The sequence below is a fragment of the Hydrogenophaga sp. genome (genome assembly GCF_030373245.1).
GTDB lineage: Bacteria > Pseudomonadota > Gammaproteobacteria > Burkholderiales > Burkholderiaceae_C > Hydrogenophaga.
Window position 1 is genome coordinate 45,908 of the sequence record NZ_JAUCZF010000001.1, and the last position, 20,794, is coordinate 66,701.

The window sequence follows — 20,794 nt, forward strand, 5'->3', positions numbered from 1 at the left end:
CAATCGTGCCCAGCACCATGCACGCTTCGCCCTTCTTCGTTCTTGACCCGGCCCGCCGGCTGCGATCGCGCTTTGGCTCGTGTCTGGGCGTGATCCTGCTGGCGCTCAGTCTCGATTCCGCCGCTGCCTTCGACCTGCAAGGGCACCGGGGAGCGCGTGGTCTTGCGCCAGAGAACACACTGGCTGGCTTCGAACAGGCACTGGCGCTGGGCGTGAGCACGCTGGAACTCGATGTGGTGATCAGCGCCGATGGCGTGCCAGTGATCACGCACGATCCGGTGCTCAATCCCGACATCACGCGGGACGCCGCGGGCCGCTGGCTGCAGGAGCGCAACCAGCCCATTCACGCACTCACGGTGCAGGAGCTGCAGACCTGGGATGTGGGTCGCATCAATCCCGCCAGCCGATATGCGCGGGACTTTGCCGAGCAGGTGCCGCGCGACGGTGAGCGCATCCCCACGCTCTCCAGCCTGTTCGAGCGGGTGCGCCAGCTCGGCGCGGACGGTGTGCGCTTCAACATCGAGACCAAGCTGCAGCCTGGCAGTGCCGTGCCCGCGGCCACGCCCGAGGCGTTCGTGCGCGCCATCGTCGAGGTGGTGCGTGCGCACGGCATGGAGCGCCGCGTCAGCCTGCAGAGCTTTGACTGGCGCACGCTGCAGATTGCCCAGCAGCTCGCGCCCGCGATCCCCACTGCCTACCTCACCGCCCAGCTGCCCCGATTCGACACCGTGAGCAGCGGCGAGTGGACGCTGGGTCTCAGGCGTGAGGCGTTCGAGAGCACGCCCGACCAGGTCGCCAGCGCTGGTGGCAAGATCTGGTCACCCCACCACAGCAACCTCAGCCAGGCCGTGCTGCGGCGCGCGCGGGAACTCCGGCTGCGCGTGATTCCCTGGACCGTCAACGAGATCGCCGACATGGAGCGGCTGATGGACTGGGGCGTGGACGGCATCATCACCGACCGGCCCGACCGTTTGCGCGCGGTGATGCAACAGCGCGGCATGGCGCTGCCCGCCGCCACTGTGCCGCTGACACCGCTGCGCTCGGTGCAAATCCTGGATCGGTGAGGCCGCCTGCCTGCTGTGCACCCACTTCGATGGGACTCGGGTGTAAGTTCTGACGGCGCGGCGCGACCCAGGCTCCAAGCCACTGGAGAAGCCCATGAACCGCGTCCATCACCCCCTGCTTGTCGCAAGCCTCGCGCTGCTGTCCCTGCCCGCATTCGCGGCTACTTGCGAAGTGACGGCGGGGGTCCGACCGCCGACCGTGGTCGAGCTCTACACCTCACAAGGCTGCAGCTCCTGCCCGCCTGCCGACCGATGGCTCTCGGGTCTGAAGAATCAGCCGGGCGTGATTGCGCTGGGCTTCCATGTGAACTACTGGAACCACCTGGGCTGGAAAGATCCGTTTGCCACGCCGCAGACCACCGAGCGCCAGCGCCAGATCAAGGAGGCGATTCGCGGCCAATACGTCTACACGCCGCAGGTGGTGCTCAACGGCGAAGACTACCGGGGCTGGCGTGGCCAACGTGCTGATCAGCTGCCGGCACTGAAGGCGCCGGACGTGCCCGGCCTGCGGCTGGTGCGCTCGGGTCAGCAGGTGACGGCTCAGATCGGCGCGGGCAAAGGCTCAGCCATGCTGGGCGGCTACTGGGCGGTGCTGCAGGACGATCAGAGGAGCGCCGTCACACGGGGCGAAAACGCCGGCGAAACGCTTCGCAACGACCATGTGGTGCGGCTCTACCAGCCGGTGGCACCCTGGGCCGCCGACCAGACCAGGCAACACACGCTGAGCCTGAGCGGGGTCACTGGCCAGCGGGTGGTGTTTGTCGTAACGCAGGCCGACGGGCTGAAGCCCGTGCAGGCGGCTGCGCTCAGCTGTGACGGCTGAGCGGCTGACCTTTCAGCGCAGTTGGCGTTTGCGCGAGCGCCAGATCAGCCAGCCCCAAACCCCCGCGAGCGCCAGGTAATTCGCCCAGACAAAGCCCGGGCGGTTCCAGGCCACGCCGTCAAACCCCCAGTACGTCAGCGGGTACCAGACCGGCGAGGGAAAGAACTCGGCCGAGTGGGTGAACACATCGATCACGATGTGCGACCACCAGCCCAACAGGGGCAGCCACAATGCACCCCGACGCCACCACACGATGGCGCTCACCAGCGTGGCCACGATCGCGCTGTGAAAAACGCAGTGCAGGTGATGAGCCCAGAAAAGGATCGCGTGTGGCATCGGCGGCTCCTGCCCGGGCGATGCGGTGGCGTATTGCCACCATTCGGTGCTGGACAGCGTGGTCAGCGCCCAGCCACTCACCGGCAGCATGTGAGCCAGGTCGGGCACCACAGCGAGCGCCACGGTCCAGCCCAACAGCGAAGCGGGAGGGCGCTGGCGCGAAACGGCCACCACCGCGGCCCCCGCCCAGAGACCGTGCGCCAGGATGTCCATCGGTGAGTGCTGCCCGCGGGCTCATCGGCGCCGGATCATTTCGCCGGCTGGATGTCGGTGACCACCATCTGCCCGCCCTGGTCGACCGCCACAAAGCGCACCTTGTCACCCACCGCCACTTTGTCGAGCAGGGCTGGATCCTTGATGGTGAACACCATGGTCATGGGCGGCATGTCCAGGCTCTTGATCGGACCGTGCTTGATGGTGAGCTTGCCGGTGTCTTTGCTGACCTTTCGGATTTCGCCATCGGCCATTTCGGTGGCGGGCGCAACAGCCGACGGCGTGGCCTGGGCGGCGGCTGGCAGGCTCCAGGCAAGCGGCGCGGCGAGCGCGGCGGCCAGGGCGAGGGTGCGGATCGGAGTCATGTGGTTTTCCTTCAGGAGTAATGTTGAAACACGGTGGTGTTGCCGTCTCGGGTCACGAGCAACACGTCGTAGGGGTCTTTTCGGCCTCCGTACTCGGGGCCGTCCATGCCAGGCGAGCCGATCGGCATGCGCGGCACCGACAGGCCCAGGGCCTGCGGCTTCTCCTTGAGCAGACGCTGGATATCGCGCGCCGGCACGTGGCCCTCGATCACATAACCCGCCACCAGGGCGGTGTGGCAGGAGCCGTATTTCTGCGGCATGCCGAGCCGGCTGCGAATCGCGCTGTTGCCGGTATCGAAGGTCTGGGTGCGAAAACCGTTCTTCTCCAGGTAAATCACCCAGTCCTTGCAGCAGCCGCAGTTCGGGTCTTTCCAGACCTGCACCAGCGGACCGGCGGGGGCCGTGGCCGATTGCGCGAGTGCCCAGCCGGGCAGCCAGGCAGCCGCCGCGAGCGCCGCAAGGTGGCGGCGGCGAAGGCCTTGAGGTTCGGTGCGGGAGGTGGCTGTGTTCATCATGGCTTGGCTCCAGATTGAGGCTTTGACCAGAATCTTGCCCACCATGCCAGCTTCGAAGTGGCCGGGCAGCAGGCAGGCGAATTCAAAGTCGCCGGGTCGGTTGAATGTCCAGACGATCTCACCGGTCTTGCCCGGCGCCACGTGGGCCATGTAGGGCTCCTCGTGTTCCATGTTGGGGAAGCGCTTCATGAGCGCCGCGTGTTCGGACAGCTCCTGCTGGGTGCCAATGACCAGCTCGTGCATCACCTTTCCGGTGTTGGTGAGGGTCAGGCGCACGGTATCACCCTGGTTGACTTCGATGCTCGCGGGCGTGAACCGCATGTTGTCGCTCATTGCAATGGCGATGGTGCGCCTCACCGCCCGGGCATCGCCGGCAATGCCCCAGGCCTTTTGTTCTTTGACCACGGGGCCTGCCTTCTTGGCATGGGTTTCTTCGCCGTGGGCCCACGCGGGCGAGGCGACGAACAGGGTCAGCGAGACCAACAGAGGGGTAACAAGCGCATTCATCGGCACAGGCTTTCAGAGGGATCGGACATCGAAAAAGTTCATGACGGGCAAGACTGCCAGCGGCTGGAGTTCAATGTGAGTGACCCTTGGGCTTGACCGCCTGGGCGTTCGCTGGCGACGGTTTCTCCATGGGCACGGGCGCCGGATTGTTGAGCCCGGTCACGGGTCGACCGCCAGCCTTCACCTCGGACTGGAAACGCGCTGGTTCGGCCAGGGCGCCGGTGTACTCGAAGGCCGAGGTGCCAGGGGGATGGGCATACCAGCCCTGGTCGCTGTAGTCACCGGGTTTCTGGTCTTTGCGAACCTTGAACACGGTGAACATGCCGCCCATCTCAAGCGATCCGTACTGGCCGCGGCCGGTCATCATGGGCGCGGTGTTGTCCGGGATCTGCATCTCCATTTCACCCATGTCGGCCATGCCGCGCTCGCCCATGACCATGTAGTCGGGCGCCACCTGCTGGATCTTGTTCACCAGACCGCGGTGGTCGATGCCGATCATGGTCGGCACGTCGTGGCCCATGGCGTTCATGGTGTGGTGGCTCTTGTGGCAATGCATGGCCCAGTCGCCCTCTTCGTCGGCCAGCAGCTCGATCTGCCGCATCTGGCCCACCGCCACGTCGGTCGTGACCTCCCACCAGCGCGAGCCCGGTGCAGTGGGTCCGCCGTCGGTACCGGTCACCTGGAATTCGTGGCCATGCAAGTGGATCGGGTGGTTGGTCATGGTGAGGTTGCCCACCCGGATACGCACCTTGTCATTGAGCCGCACATTGAGTGTGTCGATGTCCGGAAACACCCGGCTGTTCCAGCACCAGATGTTGAAGTCGAGCATGGTGTTGATCTGTGGCGTGCGGGCGCCGGGCTCGACATCGAAGGCGTTGAGCAGGAAGCAGAAGTCGCGGTCGACTTCGCTGATGTGCGGGTGCCTGGCCTTGGGATGCGTGACCCAGAAGCCCATCATGCCCATCGCCATCTGCACCATTTCGTCGGCGTGGGGGTGGTACATGAAGGTGCCGGGCCGGCGCGCCACGAATTCGTAGACGTAGGTCTTGCCCACCGGAATGGCCTTCTGATTGAGACCGGCCACGCCATCCATGCCGTTGGGCAGGCGCTGCCCATGCCAGTGGATGCTGGTGTGCTCGGGCAGCTTGTTGGTGACGAAGATGCGCACGCGGTCGCCTTCGACCACCTCGATGGTCGGTCCCGGGCTCTGCCCGTTGTAGCCCCACATGTTGACCTTGAAACCCTTGGAGACCTCACGCACCACCGGCTCGGCCACCAGGTGGAACTCCTTCACGTTGTTGTTCATGCGCCAGGGCAAGGTCCAGCCGTTGAGCGTGACCACCGGGTTGTAGGGGCGTCCGGTCTGAGGCGTCAGGGGCGGTGCGGTGTTGACAGAGGTCTGGATCACCGGCTCGGGCAGTGCCGCGAGGGCCGATCGGGCCACGGCCACGCTGGCCAGCGAGACAGCGGCACCGGTGAAAAACTGTCGTCGGGCGTTGGGAGACGTCATGTGGGGTCCTGAATCAGTGAGCGGGTGCGGCTGCTTCTGTGCCACCACCACCGGGCGAGACAAAGCTGGTGGGCGCGCCACCTTGCAGCGTCCATTGCAGATCGGTCTCGGCGAGCCAGAAGTCGCGCTGGGCTTCGATGGCATCGACCTCGGCGCTGGCCTGGTTACCGACCTCGCCCAGCAGGTCCCACACGCTCTTGAGCATGCCGTTGTAGTGCAGCAGCGTTTCCTCGGTGATGAAGCTTCGCAGCTGGAGCACCTCGCCTCGGCTGGCGCGCGCGATCGCGTGGCTGGTCTGGAGCACCGCGAAGGCGGTCTCGGAAGCGATCCGGTTGCGCACCGCATCGATGCCGGGCACGTGCGCCTGAACCGCGGACAGTCGCTGTTGCCAGGTGTCACGGGTCAGCGACTCTGTCGGCAGTTCGGGCAGATCGGCGGGCAGACCCAGGCGCGTGTCGGACCCGCTCAGACGCAGCAATTGCAGCAGCGCACCATCGGCCTTCATGGAAGCGACCTGCGCCCTCTGCAGCGCCACGCGGGCCGAGGCGCGCGCCAGCTGGAAGGGCGTGGCCTGCAAGGGGCTCCAGTTGCCCACGCTGACCATGCGCCGGCCGAGTTCTTCGCCGGCCTCGGCGCTGGTGAGCGCCGCCTCCCGAAACCGCAGCAGCTTGCGCGCAGCGACCGCGTTCAGCCACGCCCTGCGCGCGTCCGTAGCCACTTCCAGCAGCTCGTCCATGTCGTCCACGCGCCGCTGCAGGCTGGGGTCGACCGTGTCCCAGCGGCCATCGGCCACGCGCTGTGTGGCCTCGGCGCCAAGGCGGCTCTGGGTACGCGCCAGCTCGCGGTGCACGCGCCAGGCCTGACGCACCGCATCGGCTGGCGTCATGAGCATCAGGTTGGGCGCGGCGGCCGGCGCGGCCGAGTCGGCCTTCAGGTTGGCGCTCTCCCACTTGAGCAGGTCGATGTGGCCGCGCTTGAACTGGGCCACGGCGTCGTTGGCGCCGCGCCAGTCGGTCAGGGGTGGGGGCATACCGGCCTGGGGCGGCGCGTTGGCCGTCTGAGACCAGGCGCTCAAGGGCAGCAGCAACGCAAGGGCGGCGTGACCGATCCGCGTCCGCCATGCGCGGCGCGGGTGGGCAGGCAATAGGCGTTTTTTAGGCATGCCCGCAGTGTCACGGCTGCTGCCCGACAGGCGTCTGTCGGCAACATGACAAATTTGTCATGTTGGGCTGGACCGAGCGCGAGCGGGCACACTACAGGCCGTGAACATCCTGATCGTCGAAGACGAGCCCAAAACCGGCGAGTACTTGCGCCAGGGGCTGCGCGAGGCCGGTTTTGTCGTGGACCTCGCCACCCGAGGCAACGATGGCCTGCATCTGGCACTCGTTGGTCAGCACGACCTGGTGATCCTCGACGTGATGCTGCCCGGGCTCGACGGCTGGCAGGTGCTCAAAGGCCTGCGCAGCATGGGGCGGCAGATGCCGGTGCTGTTTCTCACTGCGCGTGATCAGGTCGAAGACCGGGTTCAGGGCCTGGAGCTGGGCGCAGATGACTACCTCGTCAAACCCTTTTCTTTCGCCGAGCTGCTGGCCCGCGTGCGGGTGATCCTTCGCCGGGGGCGCCCCGGGCAGGAGCTGACCACCTTGCGTCTGGCCGATCTGGAGCTCGACCTGCTGCGCCGGCGCATCACGCGCGCAGGTCGGCGCATCGACCTCACCGCCAAGGAGTTTGGCCTGCTAGAGCTGCTGATGCGGCGCCAGGGCGAGGTGCTGCCGCGCTCGCTGATCGCCTCCCAGGTCTGGGACCTCAACTTCGACAGCGACACCAACGTGATCGATGTGGCGGTACGCCGACTGCGTGCCAAGGTGGACGAGGGCTTTGAGCCGCGTCTCATCCACACCGTGCGCGGCATGGGCTATGTGATGGAGATACCAGAGGCCGAAGCGTGAACCAGCGCCTCACACTGACCGCACGCCTCACCCTGCTCTACAGCGTGGTCTCGATGGCCGTTCTGTGCGGGCTGGGCGCGCTGGTGACGCTGGCCAACCAGGCACACTTTGTCGATCTGGACCGCGACTACCTCGCCGACAAGGCCGCCCTGGTGCGTCAGGTGGTGGGCAGCAGCAATGACCTGGGCGAACTGTCACGGCGGCTGGCCGAACTGATGCAAAGCCACACCGGCCTCACGGTGCGGCTGGAGCAGGCACAGCGCACTCTGTACGGAGCAGTCGCCGAGACTTTCCCGGCCGAACTGGCGCCCTCCCCGGGCAGCCTGCAACCAACCGACTGGGCCTGGGACGGCACCCTGCTGCGCGGCGCGGCAGTGACCTTGCCAGCGCCGCTGTTTCTGGGCGGCGACAGCGCGCCGGCCCTTCGTCTGCTGCTGGCCATGGACACGCACCACCACACCCACTTCATGGAAGAGCTTCAACGCAGCCTCCTGATCTACCTGGTGGTCGCGGCGCTGCTCAGTGGAGTACTGGCCTGGTGGGCTGCACGGCGCGGCCTGGCGCCGCTGCGCGACATGCGCGAACGCGCCCGGCGGGTGACGGCCCACCAGCTGGATGAGCGCATGCCGGTGGCCAGCGTGCCAGTGGAAATGGCCGAGCTCGCCGCCGAACTCAACACCATGCTGGAGCGGCTGCAACGCGACTTCCAGCGCCTGTCGGAATTCTCCAGCGATCTGGCGCACGAGCTGCGCACCCCCATCAGCAACCTGCTGACCCAGACCCAGGTCACGCTGGCGCAGCAGCGCGAAGCCCCGGCCTACCGCGACACGCTGGCGTCCAACGCCGAGGAGTTTCAGCGCCTGGGCCGCATGGTGTCCGACATGCTGCTGCTGGCCAAGACCGAGCACGGCCTGGCGCTGCCGCACCGCGAGCCGATCCGCCTGCGCGAAGAAGTGCAGGCGCTGTTTGATTTTTATGACGCGGTGGCCGACGACAAAGGCATCTGTCTGGTGCTGGAGGGCGACGCGACGGTGACCGGCGACAAGCTGATGCTGCGCCGCGCCATCAGCAACCTGCTGTCCAACGCCATCCGCCACGCGCCGGCGCAGTCTCGCGTGGCCGTTCGCCTGAGCCAGACGCGCGGTGAACCCAGCCTGTGCGTGGAGAATGCCGGCCCCACGATTGCGCCCGAACATCTGCCGCGCCTGTTCGACCGCTTCTACCGGGTCGACAAATCGCGTACCCAGCTTGGCGCCGAGGGCACCGGTCTCGGGCTGGCCATCACCCAGGCCATCATGGCTGCCCACGGCGGCCTCGTTTCGGTCGATTCGTCGAACCAGCGAACCTGCTTCTGTCTGAGATTTCCAGTCCATTGACGCTCAGAGGCCGCTGGGATTGGCCTTGCGCGAACGCGCCTTCCCCAAGCGTCGATATGAGGCCAGAACCGGGCTGTATTCCACGGATTGAGCGGCCGCATGGCCCCTAGCATCATTCCATCCCTTCTCTGTCCACCCTCACGGAGCCGCCTGAACCAAGGCCAAACGCCATGCGCACCAATTTGCCAGTGACTGAGAACGAATACGAGATCCAGGACGGCGACACGCTGGTCTCCACCACCGACCTCACCAGCCACATCACCTATTGCAACCCGGCGTTCCTCGCCGTCAGCGGATACGACCGCGAAGAGCTGATCGGACAACCCCACAACCTGATCCGGCACCCCGACATGCCATCCGAAGCGTTCCGGGACATGTGGGCCACGCTCAAGAGTGGGCAGCCATGGTCGGCACTGGTCAAGAACAGACGCAAAAACGGCGACTACTACTGGGTCGTGGCCAACGCCACGCCGGTGGTGGCGAGCGGCCAGACGGTGGGCTACATGTCGGTGCGGACCAAACCGACCCGCCCGCAGATTGAGGCCGCGGAGTCTTTGTACAAAGACATGCGGGCCGAGGCGAAAGAGGGTCGCGCGACCCTCTCGTTGCAGCGCGGGCAACTGGTGCGATCCAGCCTGCTTGGCCGCCTGCAGTCCCTCACGCGCATGACCCTGGCGCGCCAGCTCGGAGCCATTTGCCTGAGTCTGGTCACCCTCGGCTTCGTGATCAGCCACCTCACCCGCGATGTCGGACCAGAATTGCAGGCGGTTTTCATGGCGGCGCTGCTGGGTCTGGGACTGATGGCAACGTGGTGGCTGCGACATCGCATCGAGCAACCGATGCAGGAGGCCGTGCGCTTTGCCAACCTGATGGCTGCCGGCGATCTCAGCGCCCGACTGGAACCCAAAGGCGCGGGCGTGACGCGCGAGCTGAACCAGGCACTCAACCAGTTGAACGTCAACCTGCAAGCCGTTGTCTCCGACGTGAGAGAAGAGGTTCGAGGCGTTCGGCTGTCTTCGGCTGAAATCGCCAGCGGCAATCAGGACCTGTCCTCGCGCACAGAGTCCCAGGCCAGCAGCCTGGAACAGACCGCAGCCTCGATGAACGAGATCAACAGCACCGTGCAACAGAGCAATCAGTCTGCGCGCGAGGCCACCCTGCTGGCGGGTCAGGCCACCAACGTGGCCGAGCAGTGCAACACCGCGGTGTCCGAGCTCGTATCCACCATGGGAGAAATCAGCCGCTCTTCAGGCCGCATCGGTGAAATCATCCAGGTGATCGACAGCATTTCCTTCCAGACCAACATCCTGGCGCTGAATGCCGCTGTCGAAGCGGCCAGAGCCGGTGAGCAGGGCCGTGGTTTCGCCGTGGTCGCGGCAGAAGTGAGGCAACTGGCGCAACGCACGCTGGACGCGGCCAAGGAAATCAAGGCGCTGATCGAAGAGTCTTCCAGCAAGGTGCACCGGGGGACAGCCCAGGTGCATTCAGCAGGGCAGAGCATGAGCGGCATGGTGCAGACCGTCGGCCAGGTCAGCGCCCTGATCGCCGAGATCACCCACGCCAGCGACGAGCAGTCGCTCGGCATCTCCCAGATCAACCAGGCCGTGAATCACATGGATTCGGTGACGCAGCAGAACTCCGCCATGGTCGAGCAACTTGCCGCAGCGGCCAGCAGCTTGCAGGAGCAGGCAAAAACCATGGAAGACGCGGTCGGCATCTTCCGCCTGGACGGTAAACGTCAGAGCAAAACCTGAGGCGTTTCCATCGCCGGCTGAGCCGGTCGGCATGCTAACGTAGCGGACATGACCACCGGCATCCGCTACACCCTGCTGTCCATCCGCGACCTGGCCGTTTCGTTTGGACCATTTGCCTTGCTCACGGTGCTGCTGCTGGCGCTGGCCTACTGGTGGCTCAACCCGAACCCACCCAAGCGGGTGGTCCTGGCCACTGGCCCCGACCAGAGTGCTTACGACGAGTTCGGAAAGCGCTATGCCGAGGCGCTGGCGCGCTACGGCATCACGGTTCAACTGCTGCCCTCTGAAGGATCGTCGGACAATCTGGAGCTGATCCGCAGTGGCAAGGCCGACCTGGGCTTTGTGCAAGGCGGCACGGCCGACATCGGCTACGACGAGGAAGACACCATCGTCTCGCTGGGCAGCCTGTTTGTGGAGCCGCTGTGGCTGTTCTACCGGGAGGACACCGCGCAGAAGCTGGATCAGACGGGCACCATCGACAACCTGGCCGACCTCAAATCCTGGCGTGTCAACGTGGGCACGGCCGGCAGCGGCGTGCCGCGTCTGTTCTCCACGCTTCTGGACGTCAACCGCATCAACAGGGAAGAGGTCCAGCTCAGCGAACTGGCGCAAACGCCCGCGACCGTCGACTTTCTGAATGGTCAGCTCGATGCCGTGGTGTTCGCCTCTGCGCCCGAGTCACTCATGGTGCAGATGCTGCTGCAGTCGCCAGGCGTGAATCTGCTCGACTTTGCGCAGAGCGAGGCGTATTCGCGCCGCTTTGGCTACCTCACGCCGGTGGTGATGCCGCAGGGTGTGGTGGACCTGGCCAACAACATCCCCGAGCGCGACATGCGGCTGGTGGCCTCGACCACCAGCCTGCTGGCCAGCGCGAAGACGCACCCGGCCATCCTGCAGCTGTTTGCCCAGACCGCCGTCAACCTGCATGGCGGCTCCAGCTGGTTCAGCCGGGCCGGTGAATACCCCAGCCTGGAACACAGCGAAGTGCCCCTGTCGCCTGAGGCGGTGCGTGCCATCCGCAACGGCCCGCCGTTTCTCCAGCGCTACCTGCCATTCTGGCTCGCCAACCTCGTCGAACGCATGTGGCTGGCGATGGGTCTGATCATTGCGCTGGCGCTGCCGCTCTCGCGCATCGTGCCGCCGCTCTACAGCTTTCGCATCCGCTCACGCGTGTTCCGCTGGTACGCCGAGCTGCGCGACATCGAACAAAGCCATGAGAACGGCAGCAAGCAGCCTATCCAGTCGCTGCTGGATCAGCTCGACGCGATGGAGAGCAAGGTGGAGAAAGTGGTGGTGCCGCTGTCTTACACCGACGAGCTCTACGCGCTGCGCAGCAACATCGGTCTGGTGCGCAAGAAACTGCTGCGCAAGGCCTGATCGCGGCCTGCGCCGCAGCCGCGTGGCTCAGTGGCGCACCGCCATGGCGTCGGGCGCGCCGGCCACCAACCGCAACCTGCCAGCGATGTGCAAGCGCTGCAGCCCGGTCCTGCTGAGTGAAATCGACCGGCCCTGCGGCGCAACGAACTGAAACAGGCGACCGTGCGGGCTGGCCCAGTTCAACTGGCAACGCAGGGTCCGGCCAGACTCGTGCAGATCGACCCAGGCCCCCACGGACAACCCATCGGCCACCGGCGGTGCTTCGCGCCCGTTGAGGGCCAGCCAGTCGCTGGTGACCGGTTCGGTGTCGACAAAATCGGGTGGCGTGTGGAATTCGCCATCCACAAACTGGGACCTGTCATGCGCTGCATTCGGGCGCACCCGAATGCTGTGACCAACGCCGCCCGCCTGGGCGCTGCTGCCGGCATCGGCCCACACCGGTTCATGCACCAGGTCCACGCTGTGCTGCGTGAGGTAGGCCGCATCCTGCAGCCCCAGCAAGGTGTGGAAAAACGCCTCGGCCTTGGGGCGCGGGTAGTCGATGGTGTCCAGCCCTTCGCGCAAGGTGCGCAACACATTGGGCACCGCCTTGATCAGGCGCGGCCGGTTGCGGCTGGCCAGCACCAGCTGGCTGGACCACAGCAGATCGGTCAGCACGTCGATGTAGCGCAGCACCGGCGCATCCGATTCCAGCGGCCTGCCGGAAGCTTCCAGGCTCAGCCGGGCCTGCGCCACCACCTGGGCCCAGGGTCCGGTGACAAAGCGCCGCACCACGCCTGGAGCACGCGCGAAGTCGTCGCGCGCCTGGAATTCGGCGGCAACCTGCTCCGCAAGCACATCGCAGGCGCTCTGGGGCGCCAGGCGCGGCTGAGCCGAGCCAGTGGGCATCAGCGCGGCGGGCTGGGTGGCAGGCGGCAACTGCCCGATGGCAGCGGACAGCAACGATGGCAAGCGGTGCGCTGGCGCTTGCAGGGAGCGCACCACGGCCAACAGCGAGCCTGCAAAGGTCTCGAAGCCGGCGTCTTGCTCGGTGGCGAACTCCAGGCCTCGGGTGGCGATGCTCTCCAGCAGCCGGCGCGCCGGATTCTGGCGATCTGCAAAAAAACGGGGATCGGTGCGCGCCAGCTGGCGCAGCGGCTCCTTGAGCTGCAGCATCAGATCGCGCACCGAGGGCAGCAGGTGCGGCTCGCCAGTGGCCTGGCGCAACAGGCGATTGACCAGCTCGCCGGCCAGGGTGCGCACCATGGCGTTGCCCGAGCCGGAGCGTCCCTGGTCGGAGACGGCGGCACCCGCCTGGGCCAGGTTGCCTGCGAGCAAATCGTGCAGCCGATCAAGAGGCAGCAGCGCGTGCAGGTCCATCAGGGTCTCGACAGGCATGGCGCTCGCCGTGGGGCCGGCAGGGCTGGCGCGTTGGGTCTGGCGCGGTGTGGGCGACTGGATCACCACGTAGCCCGCAGGGGCCACGCCCTGATGATCCAGCCACTCTTCAAGCTGCTGGTAGAAGCGCGAGAGCTGTTGTCCCAGCGGTGCCGCGCCGGCTGCGAGCCAGTGCGAGCGGATGCCATCAGCCACATGCAGACTGTCCAGCGCCGCCACCAGCGCGGTCATCACCGCCTCGGGTCGCAGCGGATTGGCGTCGGCACGCAGCACGTCAAAGCCCTGGGCGCGACTCAACCGGGCGCTGAAGGCAGCCAGTTCGTCGGCCGCTTCCAGCTTGATGATTTGCTGCACGCGCGTCAGGTTCACCGACTGCTGCATCTGGTCGTCGTCCATCAGTTCCAGTTCGTCGAAGCTCAGCGAGTGGAGCTGGCGGGCAGCTGGCGCAGCGGTCGGCGCAGGGGGTTCGCACTGCTCCAGGCCATCGCACAGGGCATCCAGAAAGCGTTGACCGAGCAGGGCTCGGTGCGCCATCAAGGCGCTGCGCGCCTGGCCCAGGCTGTGTTTTTCATGACCGTGGCGGGCGTTTGTCTCACGCTGAGCCAGCGCGGCCTGCGTCTGGTCCAGCCAGCGCGCAATCCAGCCGCGCGCCAGCCCCAGCGCCACGGCCAGGCAGGCTTGCAAGGGTGTGTCGGTGCGGGCGGTCATGGCAGGCGGGTGAACCCACGAGGGGCAAGGTGGAACCTGCTTCCCATTGTGAGCAGACCGCCCCGACGCAAAGCGCCGAAATAGGGCCGGAAACCAGCCAGTTCAGGGCTTTGCGAGCAGTTCGCGCCAGCCGTCGGGCCCCAGTGCGCGCAAGGTGGCCAGATTGCGCTCGACGATGGCGTCGGCGTCCCCGCCCTCGGTGGCGACAGCGCGTTCCACGCTGTCCTCGCGCAGCAGGTGCAGCGCGGGGTAAGGCGCACGGTTGGTCGCGTTGGTGATGTCGTCGGGCTCGGTACCCGCGAACTGGTAGGCCGGGTGGAAACTGGCCACCTGGATCACGCTCTCCAGATCGTGTTCGGCCACCACGTCGTCGACCACTCCGAGAAAGTCGTTGAAGACCTCGAAATCTGGAAACAGCGTGGCGTGCACCAGCAGCGTGGTGTCGATCTGTTCGGCCGGTGTGTTCTTCAGCAGGTCCAGCTCGGCATCGAGTTCGTCCAGAAACGCATCGAGATGCCGCGCGCGGCTCACGACGATGCGCACCTGATTCTTCACATAGACGGCGCGGGCGAACGGGCACAGGTTGAGCCCGATCACCGCCTTCTCGATCCAGTGGCGGGTGTCGGCGAGGACCTGTTCGTCGAGTGGTTCCAAGAGCAACTCCGGAGCGAGTGAAAGTTCAACCCAGGATGTCGTGGAACCGGCTTCGCCGGGCCACAGACATCACCCCCTTGAGGGGGTGACGCGCCGCAGGCGCGGCGCGGGGGTGGGTCAAGCCAGCGACTTGAATCGAGCCCGCTTCGGCTTCGCGCCCTCTTCGCCCAGGCGCTTCTTCTTGTCGGCTTCGTACTCCTGGTAGTTGCCGTTGAAGAAGGTCCATTGGCTGTCGCCCTCGGCGGCGAGGATATGGGTGGCGATGCGGTCGAGGAACCAGCGGTCGTGGCTGATCACCAGAGCACAACCCGCAAATTCCAGCAGCGCCTCTTCCAGCGCGCGCAGGGTTTCCACGTCCAGGTCGTTGGACGGCTCGTCCAGAAGCAAGACGTTGCCGCCTTCGGCCAGGGTCTTGGCCAGGTGCAGGCGACCGCGCTCACCGCCCGAGAGGCTGCCCACGCGCTTTTGCTGGTCGCCACCGGAGAAGTTGAAGCGGCCGCAGTAGGCGCGGCTGGGCATCTGGAACTTGCCGACCGTGATCATGTCCAGACCCCCGGAGATGTCCTGCCACACGGTTTTTTCGTTCGCCAGGTCTTCGCGGCTCTGGTCGACCACCGCCATCTTGACCGTCTGGCCAATCTTGACCTCGCCGCTGTCGGGCTGCTCTTTGCCGCTGATGAGCTTGAACAACGTCGACTTACCGGCACCGTTGGGGCCGATGATGCCGACGATGGCACCGGCCGGAATCTGGAAGCTCAGGTTGTCGATCAGCACGCGGTCACCGAAGCTCTTGGTGACGCCCTTGAATTCGATCACCTCGTTGCCCAGGCGCTCAGCGACCGGGATGAAGATTTCGTTGGTTTCGTTGCGCTTCTGGTAGTCGACATCGCTCAGCTCTTCAAAGCGCGCCAGACGCGCCTTGCTCTTGGCCTGGCGACCCTTGGGGTTCTGGCGCACCCACTCCAGCTCTTTTTTCATGGCCTTGGTGCGCGCATCTTCGGTGCGGTTCTCCTGCTCCAGACGGGCTTCCTTTTGCTCCAGCCAGCTGGAGTAGTTGCCTTTGTAGGGGTGACCGCTGCCACGGTCGAGTTCCAAGATCCACTCGGCGGCGTTGTCGAGGAAGTAGCGATCGTGGGTGATGGCCACCACGGTGCCCGGGAAGCGCGCCAGGAACTGCTCCAGCCAGTCCACCGACTCGGCGTCGAGGTGGTTGGTGGGCTCATCAAGCAACAGCATGTCGGGCTTGCTGAGCAGCAGGCAGCACAGCGCCACGCGGCGCTTCTCACCGCCAGACAACACGCCGATCTTGGCGTCCCAGGGGGGCAGGCGCAGCGCGTCGGCGGCAATCTCGATCTGGTGTTCGCTGTCGGTGCCGGCGGTGGCGATGATGGCTTCGAGCTTGGCCTGTTCGGCAGCAAGTGCGTCAAAGTCGGCATCTTCCTCTGCGTAGGCGGCGTACACCTCCTCCAGCCGTTTCTGGGCTGCGCGCACTTCGCCCAGGCTCTCTTCCACCGCCTCGCGCACGTTTTGCTCCGGGTTGAGCTGCGGCTCCTGCGGGAGGTAGCCGATGCGGATGCCCGGCATGGGGATGGCCTCGCCCTCGATTTCCTTGTCGATGCCGGCCATGATTTTCAGCAGCGTGGACTTGCCAGAGCCGTTGGTGCCGAGCACGCCGATCTTGGCGCCCGGGAAGAAGGACAGGGAAATGTCCTTGAGGATTTGTCGCTTGGGCGGCACGATCTTGCCGACCCGGTTCATGGAGAAAACGTATTGAGCCATTGCTAACTGTCCGATTCGGTGCTGGGTGGGATCAGGGGAGTGGCTTCGGACGCAAAGTTTCGCGCCCGGGGCCTGATCGAGCCGACTCGACCGAGGGCTGCCACAGCCAAAACCTCGATTATCCCCTGCCGCTGCCGGGCCGGCCTCGAGTCAGCTCAGGCTGTCCGGTTCGCCTGCATTACGCAAGGCGGTCTGGGCCACCGCGTCGAGCGCACCTTCGATCACATCTCCGCTCGAGATCACGCGCAGCACCTCGTTGTTGAGCAGCCGCTTTAGGGTGCGCCGGGTCATGGAGTGCGCCAGGCCGTGGGTGGAGATGAACATGAACAGCGTGCCGTGGGGGCTGGCCCAGGTGAGCTGGGCACGCACCCAGACGCCTTCGATCAGCAGGTCGACCCAGGCACCAGGCAGCAGATCGGTGGCGACGGACTGCAGCGGCTCCAGCGGCATCGGGCCGGATTCGTCGGACACATAGCCCGCGTCCACTGCCTCCTGGCCTGCCATCCAGAAACCCCGCCCCGCCTCGTCCAGCGGCGCCGGTGCCGACGCCGCTTCCACCCGCTCCACCAGCGTCGGCACCACCGCCACCAGCGTGGGCGGGGCTGGCGAAGGCGCAGCCACCGGCGGGTCAAACGCCTGCTCCTGCAGGGCCACCAGCGCATCAAAAAACTGGGCGGTGCGGTCGGCCGGGTAGTCGATCAGCTGCAAGCCCTGGCGCAACTGCCCGAGCAGGCGCGGCACCAGCTTGACCAGCCGGCTGCGGTCGCGGCGGATGAGCGAGGTCTGGGCGCTCCAGATCAGGTCATCGGCCACGGCGTCGATCGGTGGGCCATCGTTTGCGCTGAGCGCGCCGCTGAGTTGCGATTCGGCCACCGCCTGTGCCCAGGGCCGACGCAAAAAGTCAACCACGAAGTCGGGCACTTCTTTTTCAGCCAGCCGCTGCTGGAACTCTGCGGCCAGCCGCTCGGCCAGAAGGTGGCGCTGCTCGGCGTGCAGCAGGGCGCGCGCGGCTTCGGTGCGCATCTGGTTCTTGCGGGCGTCATCCTCGTCCCAGCGGCGGCGAAGCCGGCGCAGCAGACGGGCAAACACCTCTTCGGTGGCCGGTGCGCTGTTGATCGCCTTGACCGCGCCGACCACCGAACGCCTGAGCTCGGCAAAACCTTCGTCGTTCTGGCTCAGGTAACCCAGACTGCGCTGGGTGATGGCCTCGAGCAGCTGGCGCGCCGGATGCTGACGCTCGCTGAAGAACCGCGGATCGGCATGGGACAGCTTCACCAGGACCGGCGCCAAGAGACCAATCTGCTGCCGGATCGCGGGCAGCAGGCGCTCGTCCTGCGTCAGGTTGTCAAGCATCAGGCGCACCACTTCCTGACCCAGCAAGCGTCCCAGGTGCTGCTCGTCAATGATGGGCAATTCGGGCGCGGCCGCCTCCGGCGCCTGGACGACCCGCTGACGCAGGCGCTGGATCAGCGGCTCGACCATGTCCATGTCTTCCAGGGCCGTCATGGACAGCGGCACCGTGTGCAGGAACTCCTGCCCGGCGCCATCCAGCGCTGGCCGTTCCAGATCGCCAGCAAGCAGTTGGCGCAAACGCCCCAGGGTCAGCAGGGTGCGCCCCACGGCGCCGCGAGGCAGGTGCTCACGGCGCAGTCGCACCACCGGGCTCTCCAGCGGCTCCACACCGTGCACCAGCAGCCACTGGATCAGTTCTCGGTAGACCTGTCTCAGGCTCTCCGCCAGCGCACCCGCGGCTGGGGCAAAAAGCGCGTTGCGCTGAGCCACATCGGGCACATGGTGCAACAGCACACCACGAAGGGCGCGGGCAAAGGCAGCAGGTTTGAGCGGGTTGAGGTCCGCCTGCACCGTGAGCCAGCCCAGCAGACTGCTGACCAAGGCATTGAGACGGGGCAACAGGTCGGCGCTGACCCGCGTGAGCTCCTGTTCTGCCAGCGCAAAGCCGATGGTGGCGTCGATCTGCTGTTCGTCGAGCAGGCGCAAATCGTCAAATCGAACCGGCGAGCGTCCCACCGCGTCAAGTTCGCCGCCGTGGTACAGCGCTCGGCGCAGCTCTTCGTGCCAGGTTCGCTTGAGAGCGTCTTGCTGTGCCACCAGCCGCCGCAGCAGCCCGGGATCCACCCGGCCGTGGGTGCGGGCCATCTGGCCCGCATGTTCGGGATCGATCGACTCGCTCAGGCTTTCGAGCAGGTCTTCGACCATTGAATCCGAAACGGACAGCACCGACTCCAGGCAGTCCTGCAACGAGGGTCGCAGGCGGCTCATGTCGTTGGCCACGCCCAGGCGCAGCATCATCGGGGTCTTCATCGGGACAACGGAAAAAGGCGGTCGGCAGGCATCAGAAAAGGGAAATCAGGGCATTCAGCGCAGTGTGGCCGAACACATTTACACGATTATGGAAGTGGTGGGGGGTTTTTCCCTGCCTGACCGCCTGACCGGTCGCTGGCGCAGACGTGCGACAATATGACCGTTGCGCTGCTTCAGTGACTCGCAACACCAGCACCCTGCTGGAGGACCAGCGACCCACCCACTGGGGCGCGCCGGTCCACTTTCTGACCCCAGTCTGCCTTCTACTGAGCGGATGTCTCGGCATCCGAACGGGCAGATGCCCCCAGCGCCCAGGAAGGGCGCCTCAAGCAAATGACTTTTGACGATTTGAATCTGGCCCCGGCCATTGTCCAGGCGGTGCGCGAGCACGGCTATGAAACCCCCACCCCCATCCAGATCGAGGCCATCCCGGCCGTGCTGGCCGGGCGCGACCTGCTCGGTGGCGCCCAGACGGGCACCGGCAAGACCGCCGCCTTCACCCTGCCCATGCTGCAGCGACTGAGCCAGAGCGAGCGCAGCAAGAGCAAGTTCGGCGGCATCGGCATCCGCGCCCTGGTGCTCACCCCCACCCGCGAGCTCGCGGCCCAGGTGGAGGAATCGGTTCGCACCTACGGCAAACACGTGGAACTCAGCTCCACCGTGGTGTTTGGCGGCGTCGGCATGAACCCGCAGATCAACGCCATGAAGCGCGGCGTGGACATCCTGGTGGCCACACCCGGCCGCCTGCTCGACCTGCAGCAGCAAGGTTTCCTCGACCTCTCCGGCGTGCAGATGCTGGTGCTCGACGAAGCCGATCGCATGCTCGACATGGGCTTCATCCACGACGTGAAGAAGATCCTGGCCCTGGTGCCCAAAGAAAAGCAGAGTCTGCTGTTCTCGGCCACCTTCAGCGACGAAATCCGCGATCTGGCCAACAACCTGCTCAAGGATCCGCTGAGCATCCAGGTCACGCCGCGCAACACCACGGTGCAGCGCATCACCCAGGTAATCCACCCGGTGGGCCGCGGCAAGAAGAAGGCGCTGCTGGCGTACATCATCAACCAGCACAACTGGAGCCAGGTGCTGGTATTCACCCGCACCAAGTTCGGCGCCAACAACGTGGCCGAGTTCCTGACCAAGAACGGCATCCAGGCGATGGCGCTGCACGGCAACAAAAGCCAGGGTGCGCGCACCCAGGCCCTGGCCGGTTTCAAGAGCGGCGAGATCCGCGCCCTGGTGGCCACCGACATCGCGGCACGCGGCATCGACATCGACGAGCTGCCGCACGTGGTGAACTACGAAATCCCCAATGTCTCGGAGGACTATGTGCACCGCATCGGGCGCACGGGTCGCGCGGGCAAGAGCGGGGAAGCCGTCAACCTGGTGAGCCTGGACGAAGAAGGCTTCATGATGGACATCGAGCGCTTCACCAAGCAGCAGATTCCGGTGCAGATTTTTCCGGAGTTCATGCCCGAGCCCGGTGAGCGTGCGGAACCCATCGCCATGGGTCGCCAGACCATCTGGGGTGGCGCCGGCAAGCCACCCAGCCGCGAAGTCATGGCCGCTGCGGCCAAAGCCGCGCGCACCGAGATGCTGCAGCGCGTGCGCGAGAAAAAGGCCGCTGATGGCGGTGGCAACGGAGGCGGCGGACAGCGTCAGCGCCAGCGGCCTGCCGGTGGCGGCGACGGACAGCCCCGTGCCGATGGCGAGCGCCAGGCACCGCGCGGCGAGGGCCGGCGCGCCGGTGGCCGCAATGGCGGCGGCGGCAACCGACCCAGCCACGGCCAGCCTCGCCATGCCGAGCCGCGTGCCGAGCGCGCGCCCCGTGAAGACCGCGGTCCGCGAGAAGACCGCGAACCACGCGAAGAGCGCCAGCCCGGACCCAACGCCCACCTGGGGAGCCTGCGCATCCGCGAACCCCGTCCTCGCAGCGCTGCACCCGGTGGCCAGCCTGACCCGCTGCGCACCAGCATCGACTCCATGCGCGGCGGCGGTGGCAACCGCGGCAAGGGTGGCGGTGGCGGCGGCGGTGGTCGCGGCAAGGGTGGCGGCGGTGGTGGTGGTGCAGCCGACCCGCTGCGCACCAGCTTCGGCCGCATTCGCTGACACGATAAGGCACCCGAAAAAAAGCGGACTTCGGTCCGCTTTTTTGTGCTCGCCATCGA

Annotated in this window: 16 protein-coding genes and 1 pseudogene; 7 read left to right on the forward strand and 10 right to left on the reverse strand. The window is 66.2% G+C overall.

The window, feature by feature from the left end; genetic code table 11:
- Positions 1-17: 17 nt before the first annotated feature.
- The gene (locus QUV25_RS00250; protein ID WP_300860536.1) at positions 18-1,064 is read left to right on the forward strand and encodes a glycerophosphodiester phosphodiesterase; all 1,047 of its coding nucleotides are present in this window, start codon (positions 18-20) and stop codon (positions 1,062-1,064) included.
- A gap of 94 nt (positions 1,065-1,158) precedes the next feature.
- The gene (locus QUV25_RS00255) at positions 1,159-1,887 is read left to right on the forward strand and encodes a thioredoxin family protein (RefSeq protein ID WP_300860537.1); all 729 of its coding nucleotides are present in this window, start codon (positions 1,159-1,161) and stop codon (positions 1,885-1,887) included.
- A 12-nt stretch (positions 1,888-1,899) separates the two neighbouring features.
- Here the strand turns inward: QUV25_RS00255 and QUV25_RS00260 are convergent, their stop codons facing one another.
- From QUV25_RS00260 to QUV25_RS00285, 6 genes and pseudogenes are all read right to left on the reverse strand, one after another.
- Entirely contained in the window at positions 1,900-2,436 is a 537-nt protein-coding gene (locus QUV25_RS00260; protein WP_300860538.1) for a hypothetical protein, read from the reverse strand.
- A 35-nt stretch (positions 2,437-2,471) separates the two neighbouring features.
- Positions 2,472-2,801 (reverse strand): copper-binding protein, encoded by a 330-nt coding sequence (locus QUV25_RS00265; RefSeq protein ID WP_300860539.1) that lies wholly within the window; start codon positions 2,799-2,801, stop codon positions 2,472-2,474.
- A gap of 11 nt (positions 2,802-2,812) precedes the next feature.
- Entirely contained in the window at positions 2,813-3,313 is a 501-nt protein-coding gene (locus QUV25_RS00270) for a DUF411 domain-containing protein (protein WP_300861949.1), read from the reverse strand.
- 27 nt (positions 3,314-3,340) lie between these two features.
- Positions 3,341-3,823: pseudogene (locus QUV25_RS00275) on the reverse strand (cupredoxin family protein); the annotation flags it as partial.
- Positions 3,824-3,893: 70 nt separating this feature from the next.
- Positions 3,894-5,333: a copper oxidase gene (locus QUV25_RS00280; RefSeq protein WP_300860540.1), complete on the reverse strand. Its 1,440-nt coding sequence runs from the start codon at positions 5,331-5,333 to the stop codon at positions 3,894-3,896.
- Between the two features lie 13 nt (positions 5,334-5,346).
- Positions 5,347-6,495: a hypothetical protein gene (locus QUV25_RS00285; RefSeq protein WP_300860541.1), complete on the reverse strand. Its 1,149-nt coding sequence runs from the start codon at positions 6,493-6,495 to the stop codon at positions 5,347-5,349.
- A gap of 100 nt (positions 6,496-6,595) precedes the next feature.
- Here QUV25_RS00285 and QUV25_RS00290 point away from each other — a divergent pair, with 100 nt between their 5' ends.
- From QUV25_RS00290 to QUV25_RS00305, 4 genes are all read left to right on the forward strand, one after another.
- On the forward strand, positions 6,596-7,282 hold the full coding sequence (locus tag QUV25_RS00290; RefSeq protein ID WP_300860542.1) for a heavy metal response regulator transcription factor: 687 nt from the start codon (positions 6,596-6,598) through the stop codon (positions 7,280-7,282).
- Positions 7,279-8,658, forward strand: a complete 1,380-nt coding sequence (locus QUV25_RS00295) for a heavy metal sensor histidine kinase (protein WP_300860543.1) — start codon at positions 7,279-7,281, stop codon at positions 8,656-8,658. The genes QUV25_RS00290 and QUV25_RS00295 overlap by 4 nt, the downstream gene beginning before the upstream one ends.
- Before the next feature lie 170 nt (positions 8,659-8,828).
- Entirely contained in the window at positions 8,829-10,412 is a 1,584-nt protein-coding gene (locus QUV25_RS00300; protein WP_300860544.1) for a methyl-accepting chemotaxis protein, read from the forward strand.
- Between the two features lie 48 nt (positions 10,413-10,460).
- On the forward strand, positions 10,461-11,789 hold the full coding sequence (locus QUV25_RS00305; RefSeq protein WP_300860545.1) for a TAXI family TRAP transporter solute-binding subunit: 1,329 nt from the start codon (positions 10,461-10,463) through the stop codon (positions 11,787-11,789).
- 27 nt (positions 11,790-11,816) lie between these two features.
- Here the strand turns inward: QUV25_RS00305 and QUV25_RS00310 are convergent, their stop codons facing one another.
- The 4 genes from QUV25_RS00310 to QUV25_RS00325 all read right to left on the reverse strand — a co-directional run bounded on the left by QUV25_RS00310 (position 11,817) and on the right by QUV25_RS00325 (position 18,629).
- Positions 11,817-13,874, reverse strand: a complete 2,058-nt coding sequence (locus tag QUV25_RS00310) for a DUF1631 family protein (protein ID WP_300860546.1) — start codon at positions 13,872-13,874, stop codon at positions 11,817-11,819.
- Between the two features lie 102 nt (positions 13,875-13,976).
- Positions 13,977-14,528 carry a DUF1415 domain-containing protein gene (locus QUV25_RS00315; RefSeq protein WP_300860547.1) on the reverse strand — a complete coding sequence of 184 codons (552 nt, stop codon included), beginning with the start codon at positions 14,526-14,528 and terminating at the stop codon, positions 13,977-13,979.
- 117 nt (positions 14,529-14,645) lie between these two features.
- Positions 14,646-16,307 (reverse strand): energy-dependent translational throttle protein EttA, encoded by a 1,662-nt coding sequence (ettA, locus tag QUV25_RS00320; protein WP_300860548.1) that lies wholly within the window; start codon positions 16,305-16,307, stop codon positions 14,646-14,648.
- Between the two features lie 150 nt (positions 16,308-16,457).
- Complete coding sequence (locus QUV25_RS00325; RefSeq protein ID WP_300860549.1) at positions 16,458-18,629, reverse strand: DUF1631 family protein; 2,172 nt, start codon at positions 18,627-18,629, stop codon at positions 16,458-16,460.
- Between the two features lie 333 nt (positions 18,630-18,962).
- Here QUV25_RS00325 and QUV25_RS00330 point away from each other — a divergent pair, with 333 nt between their 5' ends.
- Positions 18,963-20,735: a DEAD/DEAH box helicase gene (locus QUV25_RS00330; protein ID WP_300860550.1), complete on the forward strand. Its 1,773-nt coding sequence runs from the start codon at positions 18,963-18,965 to the stop codon at positions 20,733-20,735.
- Positions 20,736-20,794 lie beyond the last annotated feature (59 nt).